Origin of the sequence: Sphingopyxis witflariensis (genome assembly GCF_002205635.1) — a bacterium.
Lineage (GTDB): Bacteria > Pseudomonadota > Alphaproteobacteria > Sphingomonadales > Sphingomonadaceae > Sphingopyxis > Sphingopyxis witflariensis.
Window position 1 is genome coordinate 283913 of the sequence record NZ_NISJ01000004.1, and the last position, 17852, is coordinate 301764.

General features: G+C 63.0%; 24 protein-coding genes and 1 tRNA gene. 9 read left to right on the forward strand and 16 right to left on the reverse strand.

Features of this window, described 5'->3' with window-relative positions:
* Positions 1 to 22 precede the first annotated feature (22 nt).
* The 9 genes from CDQ91_RS10140 to CDQ91_RS10180 all read left to right on the forward strand — a co-directional run bounded on the left by CDQ91_RS10140 (position 23) and on the right by CDQ91_RS10180 (position 10392).
* A complete protein-coding gene (locus CDQ91_RS10140; RefSeq protein ID WP_237245923.1) occupies positions 23 to 1045 on the forward strand; it encodes a LacI family DNA-binding transcriptional regulator in 1023 nt (340 codons plus the stop codon).
* Between the two features lie 96 nt (positions 1046 to 1141).
* Positions 1142 to 2317: a GGDEF domain-containing protein gene (locus tag CDQ91_RS10145; RefSeq protein ID WP_144036740.1), complete on the forward strand. Its 1176-nt coding sequence runs from the start codon at positions 1142 to 1144 to the stop codon at positions 2315 to 2317.
* Positions 2318 to 2468: 151 nt separating this feature from the next.
* Positions 2469 to 3026: a hypothetical protein gene (locus CDQ91_RS10150; RefSeq protein ID WP_088472581.1), complete on the forward strand. Its 558-nt coding sequence runs from the start codon at positions 2469 to 2471 to the stop codon at positions 3024 to 3026.
* Positions 3027 to 3042: 16 nt separating this feature from the next.
* Positions 3043 to 3735: a hypothetical protein gene (locus CDQ91_RS10155; RefSeq protein WP_088472582.1), complete on the forward strand. Its 693-nt coding sequence runs from the start codon at positions 3043 to 3045 to the stop codon at positions 3733 to 3735.
* Between the two features lie 310 nt (positions 3736 to 4045).
* A complete protein-coding gene (locus tag CDQ91_RS10160; RefSeq protein WP_237245924.1) occupies positions 4046 to 4519 on the forward strand; it encodes an FKBP-type peptidyl-prolyl cis-trans isomerase in 474 nt (157 codons plus the stop codon).
* A 28-nt stretch (positions 4520 to 4547) separates the two neighbouring features.
* Positions 4548 to 5633, forward strand: a complete 1086-nt coding sequence (pip, locus tag CDQ91_RS10165) for a prolyl aminopeptidase (protein WP_088472583.1) — start codon at positions 4548 to 4550, stop codon at positions 5631 to 5633.
* A 152-nt stretch (positions 5634 to 5785) separates the two neighbouring features.
* Complete coding sequence (gene acnA / locus CDQ91_RS10170) at positions 5786 to 8461, forward strand: aconitate hydratase AcnA (RefSeq protein ID WP_088472584.1); 2676 nt, start codon at positions 5786 to 5788, stop codon at positions 8459 to 8461.
* 15 nt (positions 8462 to 8476) lie between these two features.
* Complete coding sequence (locus CDQ91_RS10175; RefSeq protein WP_088472585.1) at positions 8477 to 8803, forward strand: ribosomal protein L7/L12; 327 nt, start codon at positions 8477 to 8479, stop codon at positions 8801 to 8803.
* A 38-nt stretch (positions 8804 to 8841) separates the two neighbouring features.
* Positions 8842 to 10392, forward strand: a complete 1551-nt coding sequence (locus tag CDQ91_RS10180) for a DUF389 domain-containing protein (protein WP_158213653.1) — start codon at positions 8842 to 8844, stop codon at positions 10390 to 10392.
* Here CDQ91_RS10180 and CDQ91_RS10185 read toward each other — a convergent pair.
* The 16 genes from CDQ91_RS10185 to CDQ91_RS10250 form a co-directional block, all read right to left on the reverse strand.
* Positions 10380 to 10455, reverse strand: a tRNA-Val gene (locus tag CDQ91_RS10185). The genes CDQ91_RS10180 and CDQ91_RS10185 overlap by 13 nt on opposite strands.
* 27 nt (positions 10456 to 10482) lie before the next feature.
* Positions 10483 to 11697 (reverse strand): site-specific integrase, encoded by a 1215-nt coding sequence (locus CDQ91_RS10190; RefSeq protein ID WP_088472587.1) that lies wholly within the window; start codon positions 11695 to 11697, stop codon positions 10483 to 10485.
* Between the two features lie 174 nt (positions 11698 to 11871).
* Positions 11872 to 12201, reverse strand: coding sequence for a hypothetical protein (locus CDQ91_RS10195; protein ID WP_144036741.1), 330 nt, complete (start codon positions 12199 to 12201; stop codon positions 11872 to 11874).
* Complete coding sequence (locus CDQ91_RS21265; RefSeq protein WP_158213654.1) at positions 12194 to 12358, reverse strand: hypothetical protein; 165 nt, start codon at positions 12356 to 12358, stop codon at positions 12194 to 12196. Before CDQ91_RS21265 ends, CDQ91_RS10195 begins: the two co-directional genes overlap by 8 nt.
* A complete protein-coding gene (locus CDQ91_RS21015; RefSeq protein ID WP_158213655.1) occupies positions 12351 to 13202 on the reverse strand; it encodes a Lar family restriction alleviation protein in 852 nt (283 codons plus the stop codon). The genes CDQ91_RS21265 and CDQ91_RS21015 overlap by 8 nt, the downstream gene beginning before the upstream one ends.
* Positions 13195 to 13500 carry a hypothetical protein gene (locus tag CDQ91_RS10205; RefSeq protein ID WP_088472590.1) on the reverse strand — a complete coding sequence of 102 codons (306 nt, stop codon included), beginning with the start codon at positions 13498 to 13500 and terminating at the stop codon, positions 13195 to 13197. Before CDQ91_RS10205 ends, CDQ91_RS21015 begins: the two co-directional genes overlap by 8 nt.
* On the reverse strand, positions 13490 to 14101 hold the full coding sequence (locus tag CDQ91_RS10210; protein WP_088472591.1) for an HNH endonuclease signature motif containing protein: 612 nt from the start codon (positions 14099 to 14101) through the stop codon (positions 13490 to 13492). The genes CDQ91_RS10205 and CDQ91_RS10210 overlap by 11 nt, the downstream gene beginning before the upstream one ends.
* Positions 14098 to 14304: a hypothetical protein gene (locus CDQ91_RS10215; protein WP_088472592.1), complete on the reverse strand. Its 207-nt coding sequence runs from the start codon at positions 14302 to 14304 to the stop codon at positions 14098 to 14100. The genes CDQ91_RS10210 and CDQ91_RS10215 overlap by 4 nt, the downstream gene beginning before the upstream one ends.
* Positions 14305 to 14811: 507 nt before the next feature.
* Positions 14812 to 15123, reverse strand: coding sequence for a hypothetical protein (locus CDQ91_RS10220; RefSeq protein WP_088472593.1), 312 nt, complete (start codon positions 15121 to 15123; stop codon positions 14812 to 14814).
* Positions 15120 to 15293: a hypothetical protein gene (locus CDQ91_RS21270; protein ID WP_158213656.1), complete on the reverse strand. Its 174-nt coding sequence runs from the start codon at positions 15291 to 15293 to the stop codon at positions 15120 to 15122. Before CDQ91_RS21270 ends, CDQ91_RS10220 begins: the two co-directional genes overlap by 4 nt.
* Before the next feature lie 262 nt (positions 15294 to 15555).
* Positions 15556 to 15858 carry a hypothetical protein gene (locus CDQ91_RS10230; protein WP_144036743.1) on the reverse strand — a complete coding sequence of 101 codons (303 nt, stop codon included), beginning with the start codon at positions 15856 to 15858 and terminating at the stop codon, positions 15556 to 15558.
* A 78-nt stretch (positions 15859 to 15936) separates the two neighbouring features.
* Entirely contained in the window at positions 15937 to 16404 is a 468-nt protein-coding gene (locus CDQ91_RS10235; protein ID WP_088472596.1) for a NinB/YbcN family protein, read from the reverse strand.
* Positions 16389 to 16739: a hypothetical protein gene (locus CDQ91_RS10240; protein ID WP_088472597.1), complete on the reverse strand. Its 351-nt coding sequence runs from the start codon at positions 16737 to 16739 to the stop codon at positions 16389 to 16391. The genes CDQ91_RS10235 and CDQ91_RS10240 overlap by 16 nt, the downstream gene beginning before the upstream one ends.
* Positions 16739 to 16903 carry a hypothetical protein gene (locus tag CDQ91_RS21275; protein ID WP_158213657.1) on the reverse strand — a complete coding sequence of 55 codons (165 nt, stop codon included), beginning with the start codon at positions 16901 to 16903 and terminating at the stop codon, positions 16739 to 16741. The genes CDQ91_RS10240 and CDQ91_RS21275 overlap by 1 nt, the downstream gene beginning before the upstream one ends.
* On the reverse strand, positions 16900 to 17562 hold the full coding sequence (locus CDQ91_RS10245; RefSeq protein WP_088472598.1) for an ERF family protein: 663 nt from the start codon (positions 17560 to 17562) through the stop codon (positions 16900 to 16902). Before CDQ91_RS10245 ends, CDQ91_RS21275 begins: the two co-directional genes overlap by 4 nt.
* Positions 17514 to 17852 carry a hypothetical protein gene (locus CDQ91_RS10250; protein ID WP_088472599.1) on the reverse strand — a complete coding sequence of 113 codons (339 nt, stop codon included), beginning with the start codon at positions 17850 to 17852 and terminating at the stop codon, positions 17514 to 17516. Before CDQ91_RS10250 ends, CDQ91_RS10245 begins: the two co-directional genes overlap by 49 nt.

A 17852-nucleotide genomic window follows, 5' to 3' on the forward strand; every position in this document is an offset into this window, starting at 1 on the left:
AAGAGACAGCGCAACAAGGGGAATGAATGTGACCGGCAAGCAACTGCGCCCGACATCGTTCGACGTCGCCGAGCGCGCCGGCGTGTCGCAATCGACCGTGTCGCGCGCGCTGCGCGGCAGCCCGGGGGTCAACGCCGAAACGCGCGCGCGCGTGTCCGCCGCCGCACGCGAGATGGGCTATGTCGTCGACCGTCACGCTTCTTCGCTGCGCCTGAAAAGCAGCGAGACGATCGCGCTCGTCACCATCTGTCGCCCCGGCGAAGACCGTAGCGCGATCAACCCTTTTTACTTTGCGCTGCTCGGCAGCATCGCCGCCGCGACCTCGGCCCGCGGCTTCAATCTGCTTGTTTCCTTCCAGGAAAGCTCCGACAATTTCCGCGCCGATTTCGTGGCTTCGGGACTCGCCGACGCGATGATCGTCATCGGGACGACCAGCAACCGGTCGGCCTGGCAATATTTCGCCGACGCGCAGGCGTCGGGCCTCGACTTCGTCTGTTGGGGCAGTCCGGGCAGCCCCTTTCACTGGATGCGCAGCGAAAATGATGCCGGGGGCCAGATGGCGGGCGAATATTTCGTCGCGCAGGGCCGCCGCCACATCGCCTTCGTAGGGCCGCAGCAATCGCCGCAACGACAGTTCGACGAACGCCGCGACGGCTTCGTCGCCGCATTGGCCGCGCACGGCCTGACCCCGATCGTCGCGGAGCCACCGTCGGCGGCCGATCGCCACGCGCAGGGCGTCGCCGCGGTCCGCGACCTGCTGGCACGCCACCCCGAAACCGACGCGATCTTTGCCGCCAGCGACATGCTCGCACTGGGTGTTCTCCAGGGCCTGAAAGACGCCGGATGCCGCGTACCCGAAGATGTCGCGCTGATCGGTTTTGACGGCATACGCGCCGGCACCCTTGCCGACCCCGCGCTGACGACGCTGGAGCCCGATCTCGATGCTGCGGGTGAAGCGCTGGTTGCGATGGCGCTGGAGGATGACGAACATACGCGCAGCGGTACGCGCATTCCGGTGCGGCTGGTTGCCCGCGGCACCGCCTGAGTGGATCGTCAGAGACTCCCCCTCGACCTCAAAATAAAGTAACCTCTTGTTATTCGTGCCGCATTACGATGGCGGCGGGGATTGCAGGAAGCCGCATTGACCGGACAGTTTTTCATCTCTTTGCTCAACCCGGCCATTGGCCTGTTGTTCGCCGTCACCTTCTTCCTCATGTGGCTGAATCGCCGCGAAGCCTATATCGCTTATGCCGCCAGCGCCTATGTCGCGACGGCCCTCGCTTTCCTGATCCAGGACATGGCGCCCGTGCTGCCGATGGAATTGCAGCGGCTGCCCGCGAATCTCTGCTTCCTGCTCACCGGCGCTTTGTTCGCCGCCGCGATCATCAAACGCTATGGCCTGCCCGTCCCGTGGCGGGAAATGATGGTCGCAATGTCCGTGTCGCTCGCCGTTTTCCTGTGGTTCCTGCTTGGCCAACCGAGCATAGCAGCACGCATCTATGCAATCAGCGTCGGTGCGGGCGCGATCGCGCTGATGGTTGTTCGCGCGCTGTGGCCGATCGAAAAACCCCATCTGATCGACAGGGTCTTGTTCTGGGTTGCGGTGCTGGCCGCGATCAATCTGACTGTCCGCCCGATCGCCATTCTGACGCTCGGCGGCGGCTTCGACAATTATGACGGCTTCCAGCAGTCGGTTTACTGGACAACCGTCCAGTTCAGCCAGGCGATGGTATCGGTTGCGGCAGCGATCAGCCTGATGGTCGCGATCGCGATCGACATGGTCGCCGAACTGCGCCTGCAGGCGGCTGGCGACACATTGTCGGGCCTGCTCAATCGCCGCGGGTTCGAGGCGGAAGCCGGTGCCGCGCTGCGCCGCTGCGCCGCCGAAGAAGCTCCCGCCGCGCTGCTGATCGCCGACTTCGACCATTTCAAGGCAATCAACGACACTTATGGCCACGCGGTCGGCGACGCGATCATCACCGCCTTTGGCACGCACGTCCGCGCGGTCGGTCCGGCAGAGATGATTGCTGGCCGCATTGGCGGCGAGGAATTTGCCATCCTCGTCCCCGGGGCGAGCATCGAGGCCGGGCGCCAGCTCGCCGAAACGATCCGCAGCGGGCTCCTCGCCGCCTGCGCCGATCGCATCCCGGCCGCGCTTCGCCCTTCGACCTGCATCGGCATCAGCGTCGGCACCCCCGGCGCCACGCTGTCACAATTAATGCAACAGGCCGATCAGGCGCTTTACGATGCCAAGCGAACCGGGCGCGACTGCGTCCGCACCTTCACGCCCACGGTGATCCGGATCGCCAGCGCCTGACACCAAAATCTCATGGAAAAGCATATCATTGGCTGTCACAATATTCCGCACCCTGTGATACCCGTCACGGTCCCCCCGTCCGACGCCGAGCTATGGCCGAGCTCGACCTGACCGATCCACGGCGATCGATCGCCAAAAATGACTGGAGACTATGGTGCAAAAATTGCTCGCGACCGCAGCCCTTGTGGCAATGACCGTCGCCCCGCCGTTGATGCCCCCCGCCCTCGCCGCCGCCGATGCTCCCGAAACGACGACCGAGACCAAATTCACCCCGCTCGACGAGATCGACCGGGTGCGCCAGTCGGGCTGCGGCATCGATGATTTCGAGGAATTTCTCACCTGGTACGTCAGCTCGACCGACTCAGGCGGCTGGCTGGAACAGGTGGTCTGGACCAATTATATGGTGAAGGTCGGCAAGCTCGCCGATCCCGAGGGCTCCGCCCATTGGGTCGATCGCCAGGACTATCTGGGCCAATTCCGGATCACATCGAGCGATTACCGCTTCAGTCGCAGGAACCCCGCCGCAGCGACGAATGATGAATTTCGCAAGGTCACGCTCACACGTCTTGGCGAAAAGCAATATCGCGTCGATTGGCAGGGCGGCCTGCCCTTCGCCGGGGTTGAGGGTGCCGATCGGGATGCCGCCGCCGGCGCCTATATTTTCGAACATAAAAAGGACTGCTGGTATCTGACCGGCGACCTGCGCTGACCGGAGATCGAGCCGAATGCGATTCCATCTCTCCCTCGCATGGCTTGCGTTGCTGTCGTCCGTTCCCGCAGGCGCCGAAGATAGGTTGATCTCGCGCTATCGCTGCGAGGTGACACGCGACCTGACCGGCGGCACCGTCACGCTGACCCGGCTGTTCACCGAAGAGGGCGAGCGCGATGCGGGCGATTTCATGCGCTGGACTCCCAAAGGCAATGATCCTTCGCGCCCCGCGCGCCCACTCGACGTCGAACTTTCCTATATTTGGGAACCGGCAAGCCAGCCCGTGGTAGAACCCCGCGCGATCGACGTGGAGCTTCGAATTGGGCTGGATACCGACCTTCCCGACGTGGCGTGGATCCAGATGCAGCGGCCGTTCCCCGTCAAGCCTCACGGCATCATCGGAAGCACCGCGCTCTCGACCCAAGTCTTTCCCTATGGCGCACATGACATGAAGAATGGCCATGGCGAACTGCCGCTCGGCGATCTGCTCGCTTATGCCGACGGCTATGATGCGCTCGACTGGACGCTGATCCGCCCGTCGGACCGGCTGGGCGGAGACAGGGAGCTGGCGCGCGGCAAGATCGACATCAACGCGCTTCGCGAGGCGGTGACGGCACTCCCCGCATTACGCCGGGCGCTGGCAGTCAAAAGCGTCGATCCCAAAGCGCGATGCGAACGGGTCCGCTGGCCGAATCGCCCCGTCCATTGATCGCGGAGGCAAGGCTCCGAACGGTTTGAGCCCGAATATTCAGGAAAAGAATATTGGCGGGAAGATTGCGGATTTTGTACGCATGCCAACGATTCCTGCCCGGTCCACCGAGCATCAAAAAGCAAGGCGAATGCCGTCGTCGGCTGAAATCATCTTGCTGCGGTAATCATCGCAGGGTGATGGAAACGAATAAAATCTTGCCTGTTCGGTTCGGCAACGTCTTGATATAAATATATAAGCAGCATTTACAGGAGACATTGTGCGCGCAACTTCATTGACATGCCTATCCCTTGCTGTCGCAGGGCTTGCATTGGTCGGCGCAGACGCCACCGCCACCGAACAGCCCGTCACGCAGGAAGTCAGTTCGACACAGGGAACCGCGTGGCTCAACCGCCAGATGGCGGCGCTCGCCGAACGCCATGGCGGCGCCGGCTGGAGGACGACCGCCAGCGGACTGCGCTGGCGCCAGATCGCCGGGGACGGCAGCGGCGCCCGTCCCGGCCCGACCGATCCGGTCACCGTTCATTATGTCGGCACCTTTGTCGACGGTAGCGAATTCGACAGTTCGGTCCGGCGCGGCGAGCCCGCAACCTTTCCGCTCAATCGCGTGATCAAGGGGTGGCAGGAAGGCGTGACGCTGATGGGCGTCGGAGACAAGTTCGAATTCGCCATTCCCTATCAGCTGGCCTATGGCCCGGCCGGCCGTGGGCCGATTCCAGGCCATGCGACGCTTTTGTTCACCGTCGAACTGCTGAGCATCGACCGACCGCCCGCCCGACCATAGGGCGGACCGCAACCGGAGCAAATGCACCATGGATTTCTCGCGCCTGCAGCACACGAGCAAGATCGGCGATGACTGGGTCTATCCCGCCGCGAAGCCGCTTCGCAGCGGCCATCTCACCGTCGATGCCGACCCGGCGCACCGCATCTATTGGGAGGAATATGGCGCGCCCGATGGCGAGCCTGTCATGGTCCTTCACGGGGGCCCCGGCGGCGCCTGTTCGCCCGAAATGGCGCGTTTCTTCGATCCCGCACGCTACCGCATCATCCTGTTCGACCAGCGCGGCTGCGGCAAGAGCGAACCCAATGTCGCAGCGGCAGGGCCCGCAGTCGCGCTCCGCCACAACACCACCGCCGACCTGATCGGCGACATCAACAAACTTCGCGACGCGCTCGCCATCGACGGCCCGATGCATGTCTTCGGCGGCAGCTGGGGCAGCACGCTTGCCATGGCCTATGCCATCGCCTGTCCGCGGCACTGCGCCAGCCTGATCCTGCGCGGCATTTTCCTCGGCGCGCCGGAGGATCTCCACTATCTCTATCAGGGCAATGCCGCGACCTTCGAAGAGGCGCCTTTTGCCCTCACCGCGCCCGGCGCCTATATCCATTATCCCGACGAATGGCGCGCGCTGCTCGCGGTCCTCACCCCGGCCGAGCGCGGCGATGTGATGGCGTCGTACAAGGCGATCTTTGATATGGTTCCGGCGAACGACGCCGAACGCGAACGCCAGCAGGCCGCCGCGCTTACCTGGTCGTTGTGGGAGGGCACCATCTCCAACATGATCCCCGAATCCGCCGCGACCGGAAAATTCGGCGACGCCGATTTCGCGCTCTGCTTCGCGCAGATCGAGGCGCATTATTTTGCGAACAGCCTGTTTCTCGAGCCCGGCCATTTTCTCGACAATGCCCATATCCTCGCCGCGATCCAGATCCACATCGTCCACGGTCGTTTCGACGAGGTGTGCCCGCTGACTCAGGCATCGCGCCTCGTCGCCGCGCTGCGCGGCGTGGGGGCCGAACCCGCGACCTATGTGATCACCAACGCGGGACACAGCGCGATGGAACGCGAAAATGCGCTCGCGCTCACCGCGATCATGGACGGATTGCCTCGACTGTAGCCGAAAGCCCGCCCCCAGCCCCTTGCATTTCCATGACCTGAGCGTAAGGCGGCGCCAACAATCACCGCGCGTGCGACTCCCGTTGGCCCCGCTCTCCTGGCCGGGCACCGGACGGTCATTCCCCGCCGCGCCAACATGGGGACTGCAATCCTATGACGACCACCGGTAACGACACGCTCGGTACCCGCTCGACGCTCGACGTCGGCGGCAAGACATACGCCTATTATTCGCTCGACAAGGCGGCGGCAAAGCTCGGCGACGTATCGCGGCTTCCCTTCTCGATGAAGGTGCTGCTCGAAAATCTGCTGCGCTTCGAGGATGGCGGTTTCACCGTGTCGACCGATGACGTCCAGGCGCTGGTCGACTGGCAGAAGGATCCCCATTCAAACCGCGAAATCCAGTATCGCCCGGCGCGCGTGCTGCTTCAGGATTTCACCGGCGTTCCCTGCGTCGTCGACCTCGCCGCAATGCGCGATGCGATTGCAACGCTTGGCGGTGACACGTCGAAGATCAACCCGCTGGTTCCCGTCCACCTCGTCATCGACCACTCGGTCATGGTCGACGAATTCGGTCACCCCAAGGCGTTCGAACAGAACGTCGAAATCGAATATTATCGCAATGGCGAGCGCTACGACTTCCTGAAATGGGGATCGAAGAGCCTCGACAATTTCAAGGCGGTCCCCCCGGGCACCGGCATCTGCCATCAGGTGAACCTCGAACATATCGCGCAGGCAGTGTGGTCGAGCAATGACGCCGACGGCACCACGGTCGCCTATCCCGACACCTGCGTCGGCACCGACAGCCACACGACGATGATCAACGGCCTGGGCGTGCTCGGTTGGGGCGTCGGCGGGATCGAGGCTGAAGCCGCGATGCTGGGTCAGCCCGTCTCGATGCTCATCCCCGAAGTCGTCGGCTTCAAGCTCACCGGCAAGCTCAACGAAGGCGTCACCGCGACCGACCTCGTGCTCACCGCGACCCAGATGCTGCGCGCCAAGGGCGTCGTCGGCCGCTTCGTCGAATATTTCGGCCCCGGCCTGTCGTCGCTGTCGCTCGCCGATCGCGCGACGCTCGCCAATATGGCACCCGAATATGGCGCGACCTGCGGCTTCTTCGGCATCGACGACAAGACGCTCGACTATATGCGCCTGACCGGTCGTACCGCGGAAAATATCGCGCTGGTCGAAGCCTATGCGAAAGCGCAGGGCCTGTGGCTGACCGAAGATATGGCCGACCCCGTGTTCACCGACACGCTAACCCTCGACATGAGCACCGTCGTCCCGTCGCTCGCGGGCCCCAAGCGCCCGCAGGACAAGGTTATCCTCACCGAAGTCGACGATGTGTTCAACGCCGATCTCGCCAGCGTCTACAAGCATGACGGCATCAAGCGCGTCGCGGTCGAAGGCGCCAGCCATGACATCGGCGACGGTGACGTCGTGATCGCCGCGATCACCAGCTGCACCAACACCTCGAACCCCGGCGTCATGGTCGCTGCGGGCCTCGTCGCACGCAAGGCCAACGCCCTGGGCCTGAAGCCCAAGCCGTGGGTCAAGACATCGCTGGCCCCGGGGTCGCAGGTCGTCACCGACTATTTCGATCGCGCCGGCCTCACCGCCGATCTCGACGCGGTCGGCTTCAACCTCGTTGGCTATGGCTGCACCACCTGCATCGGCAACTCGGGCCCGCTCGCCGGACCGATTTCGGAAGCGATCAACGGCAATGACATCGTCGCTGCCTCGGTCATCTCGGGCAATCGCAACTTCGAAGGCCGCGTGTCGCCCGACGTGCGCGCCAACTTCCTCGCCTCGCCGCCGCTCGTCGTCGCCTATGCGCTCAAGGGCACCGTCACCGAAGATTTCACCACCACCCCGATCGGGCAGGACCAGCAGGGCAAGGACGTGTTCCTCAAGGACATCTGGCCGACCAACCAGGAAGTCGCCGACACGATGGCAGCGTGCATCGATCGCGACATGTTCGAGGCGCGCTACGAGCATGTCTATCGCGGCGACGAACATTGGCAGAAGATTGAGGTCGAAGGTTCGGACACTTACCAGTGGCGCGCCGGTTCGACCTATGTCGCCAACCCGCCCTATTTCGAGGGCATGAGCATGACCCCGGCGCCGGTGAAGGACATCATCGACGCCAAGCCGCTCGCGATCCTCGGCGATTCGATCACCACCGATCACATCTCGCCCGCCGGCTCGATCAAGGCCGACTCGCCCGCTGGCAAGTGGCTGATGGAGCATCAGGTCAACAAGGCCGACTTCAACAGCTATGGCGCGCGCCGTGGCCACCACGACGTCATGATGCGCGGCACCTTCGCCAATATCCGCATCAAGAATGAAATGGTCCCCGGCATCGAGGGCGGCATGTCGCGCTATGGCGCCGACGTCATGCCGATCTATGACGCCGCGATGCGTCACAAGGCCGACGGTACCCCGCTCGTCGTCATCGCGGGCAAGGAATATGGCACCGGATCGTCGCGCGACTGGGCGGCAAAGGGCACCAACCTGCTCGGCGTCCGTACCGTCATCGTCGAAAGCTTCGAGCGTATCCACCGTTCGAACCTCGTCGGCATGGGCGTGCTGCCGTTGCAGTTCGTCGATGGCCAGACCCGCGAAACGCTGGGCCTGACCGGTGACGACACCTTCACCATCACCGGCGTCGCGGACCTGAAACCGCGCCAGTCGGTCACAGTGAATGTCACCCGCGCCGATGGTTCGACCTTCAGCTTCGAGACGCTTTGCCGCATCGATACCGCGAACGAAGTCGAATATTATATGAACGGCGGCATCCTGCATTACGTGCTGCGCAAACTCGCGGCCTGATGCTAAACGAGGGCGATGAGCGGACTTCTTCTCTTCGCCCTCGGCTTTCTTTGCGGTGCCGGCCTGATGCTGGCGCGGCGCCGTGGCGGCGAAGCGCGCGACCTCACCGGTCCCCCGCGCATCGCCCCGCCATCGGCCATACGCCCACCGGGCCAGACGCAGGCTGACGCGTCGTGGACGCGCGTCCACATCAACAGCGAAACTATCGAAGACACCGAACTTCTTGACCTGATTCGCCGCGGCCGCAAGATCGAGGCGATCAAGCGGATGCGCGACCTCACCGGAATGCGGCTCGCCGAAGCCAAGAACGCGGTGGAGACGTTGGAACAGACGCTGCGCTGATCGCGCAAGCACATTTCACGATGACAGGAACCGGCCCGATGCCATCGACACCAAGCGAAAACATACAACCCGCCACCGTCGCCGGAACAGCGCGGCACTGGCGCTGGACGCTGCTACGCCGTATCGTGCATTTCCGCGAAACCTGGGCCGAAGAGGTCGCGAACATCGATCAGGCCGCAGTGATCGCCAAAATCCGTCCCGACGGCGCCTGGTCGCCGCGTTTCGCCTTCATGTCGAGCATGGCGGCGGGGATCGCTATCCTCGGCCTGCTCCAGAACAGCGTCGCGGTGATCATCGGCGCGATGTTGATCGCACCGCTGATGGGGCCAATCATGGCGCTGGGCTTTGCCATCGCGACTGGCGACTTTGCGTGGATGAAGGAAAGCGTGCGCACCCTGCTCGGCGGGGTACTGCTGGCGCTGTTGCTCGTCGTCATCGTGGTCACCATCTCGCCGATCCAGGCCGTGACAAGCGAGATTGCCGCGCGCACCCAGCCGACGCTCTTCGACTTGGGCGTCGCGCTCTTCTCGGCGCTCGCCGGGGCCTATGCCGTGGTACGCGGGCGCGAGGGCACGATCATCGGCGTCGCCATCGCCACCGCGCTGATGCCGCCGCTCGCGGTCGTCGGCTTCGGACTTGCGACCGGGCAATGGAGCATCTTCGGCGGCGCGCTGATGCTGTTCTTCACCAACTTCATGACGATCGCGCTGTCAGCGGCGATCGTAGCGCGCGCTTACGGTTTTTCGGCCAGCCTCTCGCCCGACCAGACGCGGCGGCAGACGCTGATGATCGTCGTCTCCTTCCTGTTGCTGGCGATTCCACTTGGCATATCGCTGCGCCAGATCGCGTGGGAAGCGACCGTGCAGGCGCAGGCGCGCGCCGCCGTCGGCGACGTCTTCCCCGCCTCCGCCCGCATCACCGACCTCAACGTCGATGCGACTGCAACCCCGGTGATCGTCCAAGCCGCCATCCTGACCCGCTCCGCCCAACCCGGCGCCGATTCCAAGGTCGAGGCGGCGCTCGAACGCCGGTTGAAGCGCGACGCGCAGGTGACGCTCGACCAATATCTGATCGGCTCGGCGGTCGACCTCGCCGCAGCACGCAACGACATGGCGCGGTTGCGTGACGTCGCCGCGCGCGCCGAGCGCGACAATGCCGACATCAGCCGCGACCTTGCCCTGCTCGCCGGGGTCGATGCGAAAGCCGTGACGGTCGACAATGAAAAGAAGCGCGCAACGGTGCGCGCGGTGCGCCTGCCCGACGCCGGTCTCGGCGCCTATCGCGCCCTTGAGGAGCGGATGCGCGCCGCCCGGCCCGGCTGGGCGATCGAACTTGTTCCGCCGACGCTGCCGCTGCCATCGGTGACAATTGCCGACGGCAAGATTGCTGAGAGCTCAACCGCCAATTACCAGCTGCTACGCTGGGCGGCGCGGCGCGGCCCATTGCCAATCAGCCTCAGCGGCGCAGGCGCGACGACGCTGCAACAGGCCTTGGCTCCCGACGGCGTTGTGGCAAATCTGACGGAAGAGGCCAAGGCTGGTGACGGCATTGTCACCGCCGCGTGGCAGCTTCCCGGTGGTGGGCGCTGACGGGCTCGAACCGCCGACCCTCTCGGTGTAAACGAGATGCTCTACCAACTGAGCTAAGCGCCCCCGAATTGGGTTCCCTGCCTACATTTCCTAGCATTTCCTGCCTCGCGTCACAACAGAAAGTTTAACGCCGCGCTGCGGGATGGTCAGAGAATGGTCAGAGGCCCATCGGTCAGCCTCCCGCATAGCGCCTTTCCAGATTTTGGCCAGCCCCGGTTTTATTTCGGCGAGATATTTTGTGCTGAGCTTCGCATAGCGCAGCGTCGTCGGGTCCAGATCGACATGCCCCATGAACTCGTCAATCAGGTTTGTCGGCGTCTTGGGATCGTTGCGAAGCATGGTCGCGACCGTGTGCCGGATCGTCGTCGGCAGTATCTCTTCGGGCAGATCAAGCGCGGCGCGCATCGTGTTCCATGTCTTCTTGCGCGACTTCGCCGGCGTCGCTCCTGCGGCCACCCACTCGTCGAGAACGACCTTGAACGGATCGATCGCCGGGACCAGCGTATTGCGCTTGTGCGAGCGCAGCCGGTTCGCAGGGTGCAGGTCGATGATGCCCGTCTTGGGGCTATATTGGGTGCCAGGATCGAACAGCGCCGCCACCTCGGACCGCGCGCACGTCGCCATCATCAGCAGGATGAAGCGGTATAGATCCTTGTCTGGCAGCATTCGCGCAAAGCCGATCATCGCGCCAAGTTGTTGCAGATCAAGCAGCAGGTCGCGCGGCTGGCTTCGCAGTTCATCCGGCACCGACTGAATCCGCGGCGCCGTGATGCGGTTCTCATTCTCATGGTGGTGCATCGCCGCTCGGATATCGTCGATGTTGCGCTGGACGCTCTCGCCCTTCACGCCTTTCGACTTGTGGCTGATGACCTCGCCATCCCACGGCACCGCATATTCGTGCGGCCCCATCCGCCATTCGCGGAAGCGCTTGAGCGTCTGCGGGGTCAACTGGCTCACGGTTGCCATGGCGCCGATCTCGTCTTGCAGCATGAAGCCGATGAACTGGCGGATCGAGCTGGCAATCTGGCCGGGGCGAATGACGCCTTTGCCGTGCTCCTCCCAATAGAGGTGCAGCAGCGGGGCAACCATGGCCGTGTCGGTGTCCTGCTTGCCCTTGGCCTGCGCTTTGGCGGCGTGAGCAATGAGGATCGCTTTCGCATCCTCTAGTTCGCGCTTCCGAGTGCTGCGATAAAGGATAGTGGATCCATCGTAGCGGGCAATTTGCCAGATATGGGGGGACGCGCCATCTCGCCTCTTGTCGAGCCAGAAGCCGCCAAATTCGAAGGGCGATGTTTCACGGGACACAGTTCTTGAGCCTCCAGTCGGGCAGCATGTTCGAGAAATCCGGCCTCAGCCATAAGGCGAAGCTGGTCGTTGGTGAAGCTGACGCCAGTTTCGTTGCGCAGCGCCCGGCGGAATTTCGAGGCGATCGACTGAAAGGTCATACCCCCTCCCCTGTCCATTGCTGTGCGAGGTTGGTCATTTCGCCTCCGTCGTTGAGAGGGCGGCGACCGCAACGGCCTGCATCGCTTGCGGCGTGTACATGTGCAGCCCATCTGCGTCGTTCTCTGCGATCTTCTCCAACGCCTTTTTCATCGCTGACTTTTCGCAACCCAGTCGGTTGATCGTGCGGCATTTCTTGTCGAACTCAGCGTATGCGGTCGCGTAACCTTGTCGCGCCAGTGCGGCATCGGCTTTCGCAGCTTCGACCTCGGCGCGGAGGGCGACGATGGTTTCGGCGGCTTCGGATCGCATGGCCTCTTGCCCGCAGTATCGAGGATCAACGAGACGTTCGACGATATCACTCATCACCGGCTCCTTGATGGGAAGGGAGGGCGGCGGCGAGGGCGACTTCTGGATACCGCATGGTGATCACCGCGTTGCCTGCGATATGCAGGGCCAAGCCGACGCGCGCCCACTCTTGCAGGCGCTCCAGTTCTGCGGGCTTCGTTTGCTGCTTATCCATGGCGCGGGCCTTTCTTCGACGAGAGCGCCTGAAATTCCGCCACGACCTTTTCGTAGGCAGCGTGTCCATCTTCGGTCGCGAGGAAGCCCGACATACGCAGCTTGTGCGAAAGGACGCCCAGCGCATCCCCAAGGCCCTCGCAGTCTAGCGCCTCTCGCGCATCGCCGGACAGCGCCGAAGGGGTGGCATCCTCGAACCATATGCCGCAATCGACACAGCAATTTGCGCCTCCGCGATCTTCCCATGCTTCGTGCGGGCACTCCGGTAGCGCCGAAGGGGTGAGAGCGGCGGCGGCGTTGCTGGTCTCGACAAATCCGCAGTCGCAAACGCTGTGCCGCAGTCCATGCGGGCCGTTCTCAAGGCGAAAGTGCGCGCATCCCGGTATATGGAAAGCATATCCCTTGATATCTTCCAACACTTCCCTGAGGCGGGGTGACGAAGGTGCGAGGGTGGCAAAAGGTTCAACCCGCCAAGCATCGTCGTCCTCGGCGTGAACGCGCTCGGCGTCGATCCGGCGAGCATAGCGGGTGGCCTTGTCGCGGTCGTCAGTCCAGTCGGGGCCAACGCTGCCCCAGCACCTCCATTTCGTCCCGCTGCTGTTTCCGACGACCCAGCCTGTCCCGACGTCTCCGGGGAGGGAGTGGGCTGTCCGGGTGTTCCATGTTTTGACGGCCCAATATTCGGCATCGTCGCCACCCCACGACGGAACGAGACAGCAGGTGCATTTCGTGCACCCGACGCCAATCGTGTTCCGACCATGATCGAGCTGGATTTGCGCAGGCCCGCCACAAAACGGACACGGCTTCAACTCCCCCGTCACCACGGGTTCGGGCGGTTTAGTCATGGGAAATCCTTCCGTAGTGGAGGCCATCGCGGATGGCAGTGGCGATAGTTTCGGCGAGCGCGCATTCTTCTGGCGTCGGCGTTCCTCCGTCGGGAGGAACCATGTGCGCCCACTCGGCCAGCTTCGCGTCCGCTTCTTGCGTCTCGATGATCGCGGCGAGGGCGGCTTGCGTGTAAGCCTGATCGTCCCATTCACCGGACAGGATCGAGCGCGCCGCAGCCTCGTCACTGGGGTCTCCGGTCTGCCAATATTTCGCAGCGCAACGCCGCGCCATCGCAATTTGATCGTCAGTTCCCATTGTTGGCGTCCTTAATTGAGTGGATGCGACCATGATTTGGGTGAAAACCAACCCTCTTCTCTGCCGCCAGACGAGCTGCAACCGCATCTTCATAATTGACGAATGCGCCACAGTGACGGCCAACACCCGCAATGGTTATCCGGGCGTTCCAACGTCGATCTCTCCTTGACCACGACACGCCCATGACTCCCGACGTGTTGGTGGAACGAAGCTTGGCATTCCTCTGGTTTTCAACTGAATCAACGACCCTCAGATTCGCGATACGATTGTCGGCCTTGTCGCCATTGATGTGATCTATCTGGCCATTGGGCCATGTGCCGTGATGGATTGCCCACGCCACGCGGTGCGCGAAGAAGCGCCTGCTTGCCAACGACCCGCTCAAATATCCTTGACGCGTGGCTGTCAAAAATGCCGCGCTGCCAGCCCATCGGCCATTCCAGCCAAGGCGAGATGCCTCGTGGGAAATGAGGCCCTCCCCTCGCTCGCGCCAGATGAAAAGCCCAGTAGTTGGATCATATTCCAGCATTGCCCGTAGGGACAATATGGACACGCCGCGCTCTTCGTTCGCCTCAGCGGTGGGCGCTTTGTCAGAATGGGTCATGCGGGGGTCTCCGGTGTGATGGAAATGACGTTGGCGTTGAATTCGATGCTGGTGCCGTCGTCGGATCCGTAGGGTTCGGTCAGTTCCGCAACGATGGTCACGCGGACCGGGCCATGCTTGGCGAGGTGGCGGGCAAGGGCTTTACGGCCCTTCATCACGTCCACGATGGCATAGGCGCTGGTGATCTTCGGGCGCTTGCTCACGCCTCCCCCCTCTCTGTCTGACTGTGGGATTGAGAGGCGCGGGCATCAGGCGGGCAAGCGCTCGAAGATAAGTAGCCCGCGCTTCGTGGTTTCGGGACATCGCCGCCAACCGGCATGACGAAAGCAAGCCCCCGGATTGGCTGATTGGACGCTTTGCGGATCGACGAAGGTGTAATGCCGCATACCAGGCCAGACGAAATCAGCGATGGCGTCAGCCTGTCGGATAAGGACTGACGAGAGGATCGGGCCTTCGTTTCGGAAGAGGCTGCATTCGACGCCCTGCTGTCCGTCTCGGCGGTATCGGGAAAGCCGCCAAGCGAAAACAGCGTCTCCTTCGGCTGTCCGAAGAACGATTTTGTCACCGGGACCGATAACGAGGTCTCGCGTTCGCTTCGATTTGCGCGAGCTGTAATGCCGTCGATAGTGATCGCGGACGCACAAGTCCCCGTCCTTGGTGAGCCACCAAAAGGGCGCGTGCCTTCCCCCGCCAGCGATAGGAGATGGGGGCTATCCATGGGGAGAGTCCGGGGATTGTGGGGCGTCCGGCGTCATGCCGTAGAACCCGCAGCCCTCGACCGTGCCGACGCAACGCTTCGCCTGCCCGTAGGCATAGTCCCTGCACTTATCGACCACCTCGTCCCAGTCGTTGTATTGGGTCGCCGTCGGGCCTTCTGGAAGCGCCGCCATGCATTCCTTGAACGCCACCGCCTCGACATTGCGATCATAGGTGATGATGACGTCCCGCGCATCGCTCGGCGCGCATCCGGACAACACTAGAAGCGCCGTCGCGAGAGCAAGGCCCTGCCCGCCCCGGATCACAAAACCTGCTCCCGCTTGTCGGCCCGCACGCCATTTCGCTCCCACCGGCTGCGTTCCCTCCCCGCATGATACTTCACCGGATCATAGGGCACGTAATCTCCCGAGCTTGTGATGTGATAGGACTTGCCGCCGCTGATGACGGCGTGACCGGGTTGGGGGCCGCGGGTCATGACGGAATTCCCGTCGCGTTCGCGATGGCGGTGCGCGCCAGTTCCAAACATTCGCTGCCATCATATCGAGCGTCGGTCGCAAGAAGCGCGAAACACGCGGCAGTAGCTTGAAGCAATTCAGGTGCGGCAGCGATAAGGCGGGCATTGGCTTCGCCCTCAGGCCCTTTGATTCCCATGGTCGAGGCGATCCAGAAGCCGTCGCAACCGACGAGCTGCGGGCTTCCGCTTGACACCAGCCAAGGCCCCGGAGTGTGCTGCGCGCTCACGACCGCACCCCCTTCTTCGCCTTGGGTGCAGCATCGTTGGATGCCTGCGCCGATGACTTCGCGCGCGACGGACGAACGCGCGTCGCTTCATACGCCGCGTCCTTCGCCTTCTTTGCGCGGTGGGCTTCGGCGTCGGGGAGCAGCCGGGCAATCTCGACCGCCTGCTTGCCGTTCTTCGTCGTCAGTTCCTCGATCTTCGCGTTCAGCCGGCGCTTGTCGGCTTCGAGGCCGTCGTTCTTGAGCTTGATCCGGCTGTGGTCCTCGATCTTCATCAGGCCGAGCATGGATAAAAACGTCATGGTCAAATCTTTCTACCGTCGGCGAGTGGGGGCTGCGTGCCTCGCCGACGGGTTTCCGCGCACGCGGCGGGGTTGAAACTAGGCGGCTTCCTTGGCGCGGTAGCGCGCGTGATATGTGTTCAGGTCGGGGTCTGGATCGGTCAGGCGGACGCCTTGCTGGGCGCACTCGCGCTGTATCGTGTCGAGATACCGGACCATCTGCGGCACCTTCATTTCGCTGGTGACCGGGATGAAGCGCATGGCTTTGATCTTCCTGTCGTATGGCAGGGGCTTGATCGCGGCGTCGTATATCTCGCGAAACTCTGCGCTTTCTTCGCGCAGGATCGGAACCCCGTGAATCAGCTTCCACTCGCACCGAACCTCGTCGGCGGTCATGTCGCCGCGTTGCTCGGCAGCTTCACGCGCCCACAGGAATTGAAGGCGGTTCTGGTCAAGCGAGCGGTCGCGGCCTAACTGCCATTCGACTGTGAAGGGTCTGGCAAGGTTGCTCGCGAGACGAGTGAAATCGTCAAGATCATCCTGGCTGTTGATTATGCGGTGAGGCATGTCAAAATCCCCAATTCGATGCTCTCGGCGCGAAGGTTTGACGCGGCGCGAATGTCCACGTTATTCCGCTCGCACCATGTCAGCTCGTTGCCGATCCCGTGGATGCCGTTCTTGCCTTGGTGGCAGTCAGGACAGACCGGGATCAGGTATTCATGATCTCGCCGCCAGCGCTTGCCGGGGACGGAAAGCAGGGTATGGTGAGCGTCCGACCGGCCAACCACGCCGCAGCCAATGCAGGCCAGCGACTTGATCCACGCCTTGTGCCGCTTCTCCGCCGCGTTCATCACGGGCGAGTATTTCGGCTTCATGCGAAGGTGTTTGACCGGCGCGCCCATCAGGCCAGACCCCGGCGCTTGCGCTCGCGGCGCTCCCAATTGTCCTTTAGCTTGGTGAGCCGCCAGACGGGATCGGTCGCGTAAAGCGCGCGACGTTGCTGGGAGCGCGCCATGTTGTAGGCGCGTCGCCATAGCTTCTCGGTGCTGGCTTCTGCCTCGGTCATGCGTCCGCTTCCAGAACGGTTTTGCGCTTTTCATACTCACTGACGAGGAAGTCATAGGCGGTGTCAGAGACGCGCCGGATATGGTCGATGTTGACGCTGTTGTCCGACCATGCCAGCCCCAGCTCATTGAGGTCTTGAGCGGTCAGGATCGAGCGGCGGATGCGGCCAGCCTGTCGCTGCAAATCGGTCTCGGATTGACCTTGCGCGCTGATATCGACGCTGATCTTGTCGGGGTCGTCGGCGTCGCCGGTAGGGATCATGAACTGACCGCGCATGAATTGCTTCATCGCGTATGACTGCGCTGACCCGGCAGCTTGCGCGCCGTTGGCCTGAACCATCACGGTCTTGAATATCGGCCCCGCGCGCTCGCCGCTTTCGTGGACGAGATAGAAAGCGAAGCGCGACCACCACATAGCCATCGGCTTGCCGTCTTTCTTGGCTACATCAACCAGCTTCGCCTCGGCTGCCTCGTTCGGCTCGATAAACAGGCCAGCGGCGATGCAATGCCCGCGCACAAAGTGGATGAAGTCGTCGATGCTGGCGTAATCGTATTTGTCGAACTTGTTCTCGTTGCCCTTGGCGAGCGTGCCGAGCGAACGCATGACGGCAATCACGGCGCTAGCGACAGCCGGGGGATAGTTCGGAGTGAGATCAGCCATAAATATTCCTCACGGGTTATGCGGCGCGCGCGGTTGAACAAGCGGCGCGGATTGATTGAAAAGGCGTCGGGGGAGTCGGTGCGCGGGTGCCAGATGGCCGAAAGCCATTGGTCGCTGAGCAATTCCCAAGTGTCGGGATCGCGGTCGCCGTCTTCGAGCGTGACGTAGCAGGGAACCCAGGGGCCTCCGCCGTGCAGCCGGACCTTGTAATAGCCCTCGTCAAGCCAATCGATCGGCTGGCCCGTCGTGGTAAAGTCGCTACCGTCCGCGTATGGAGTGCTTGAGCGCAT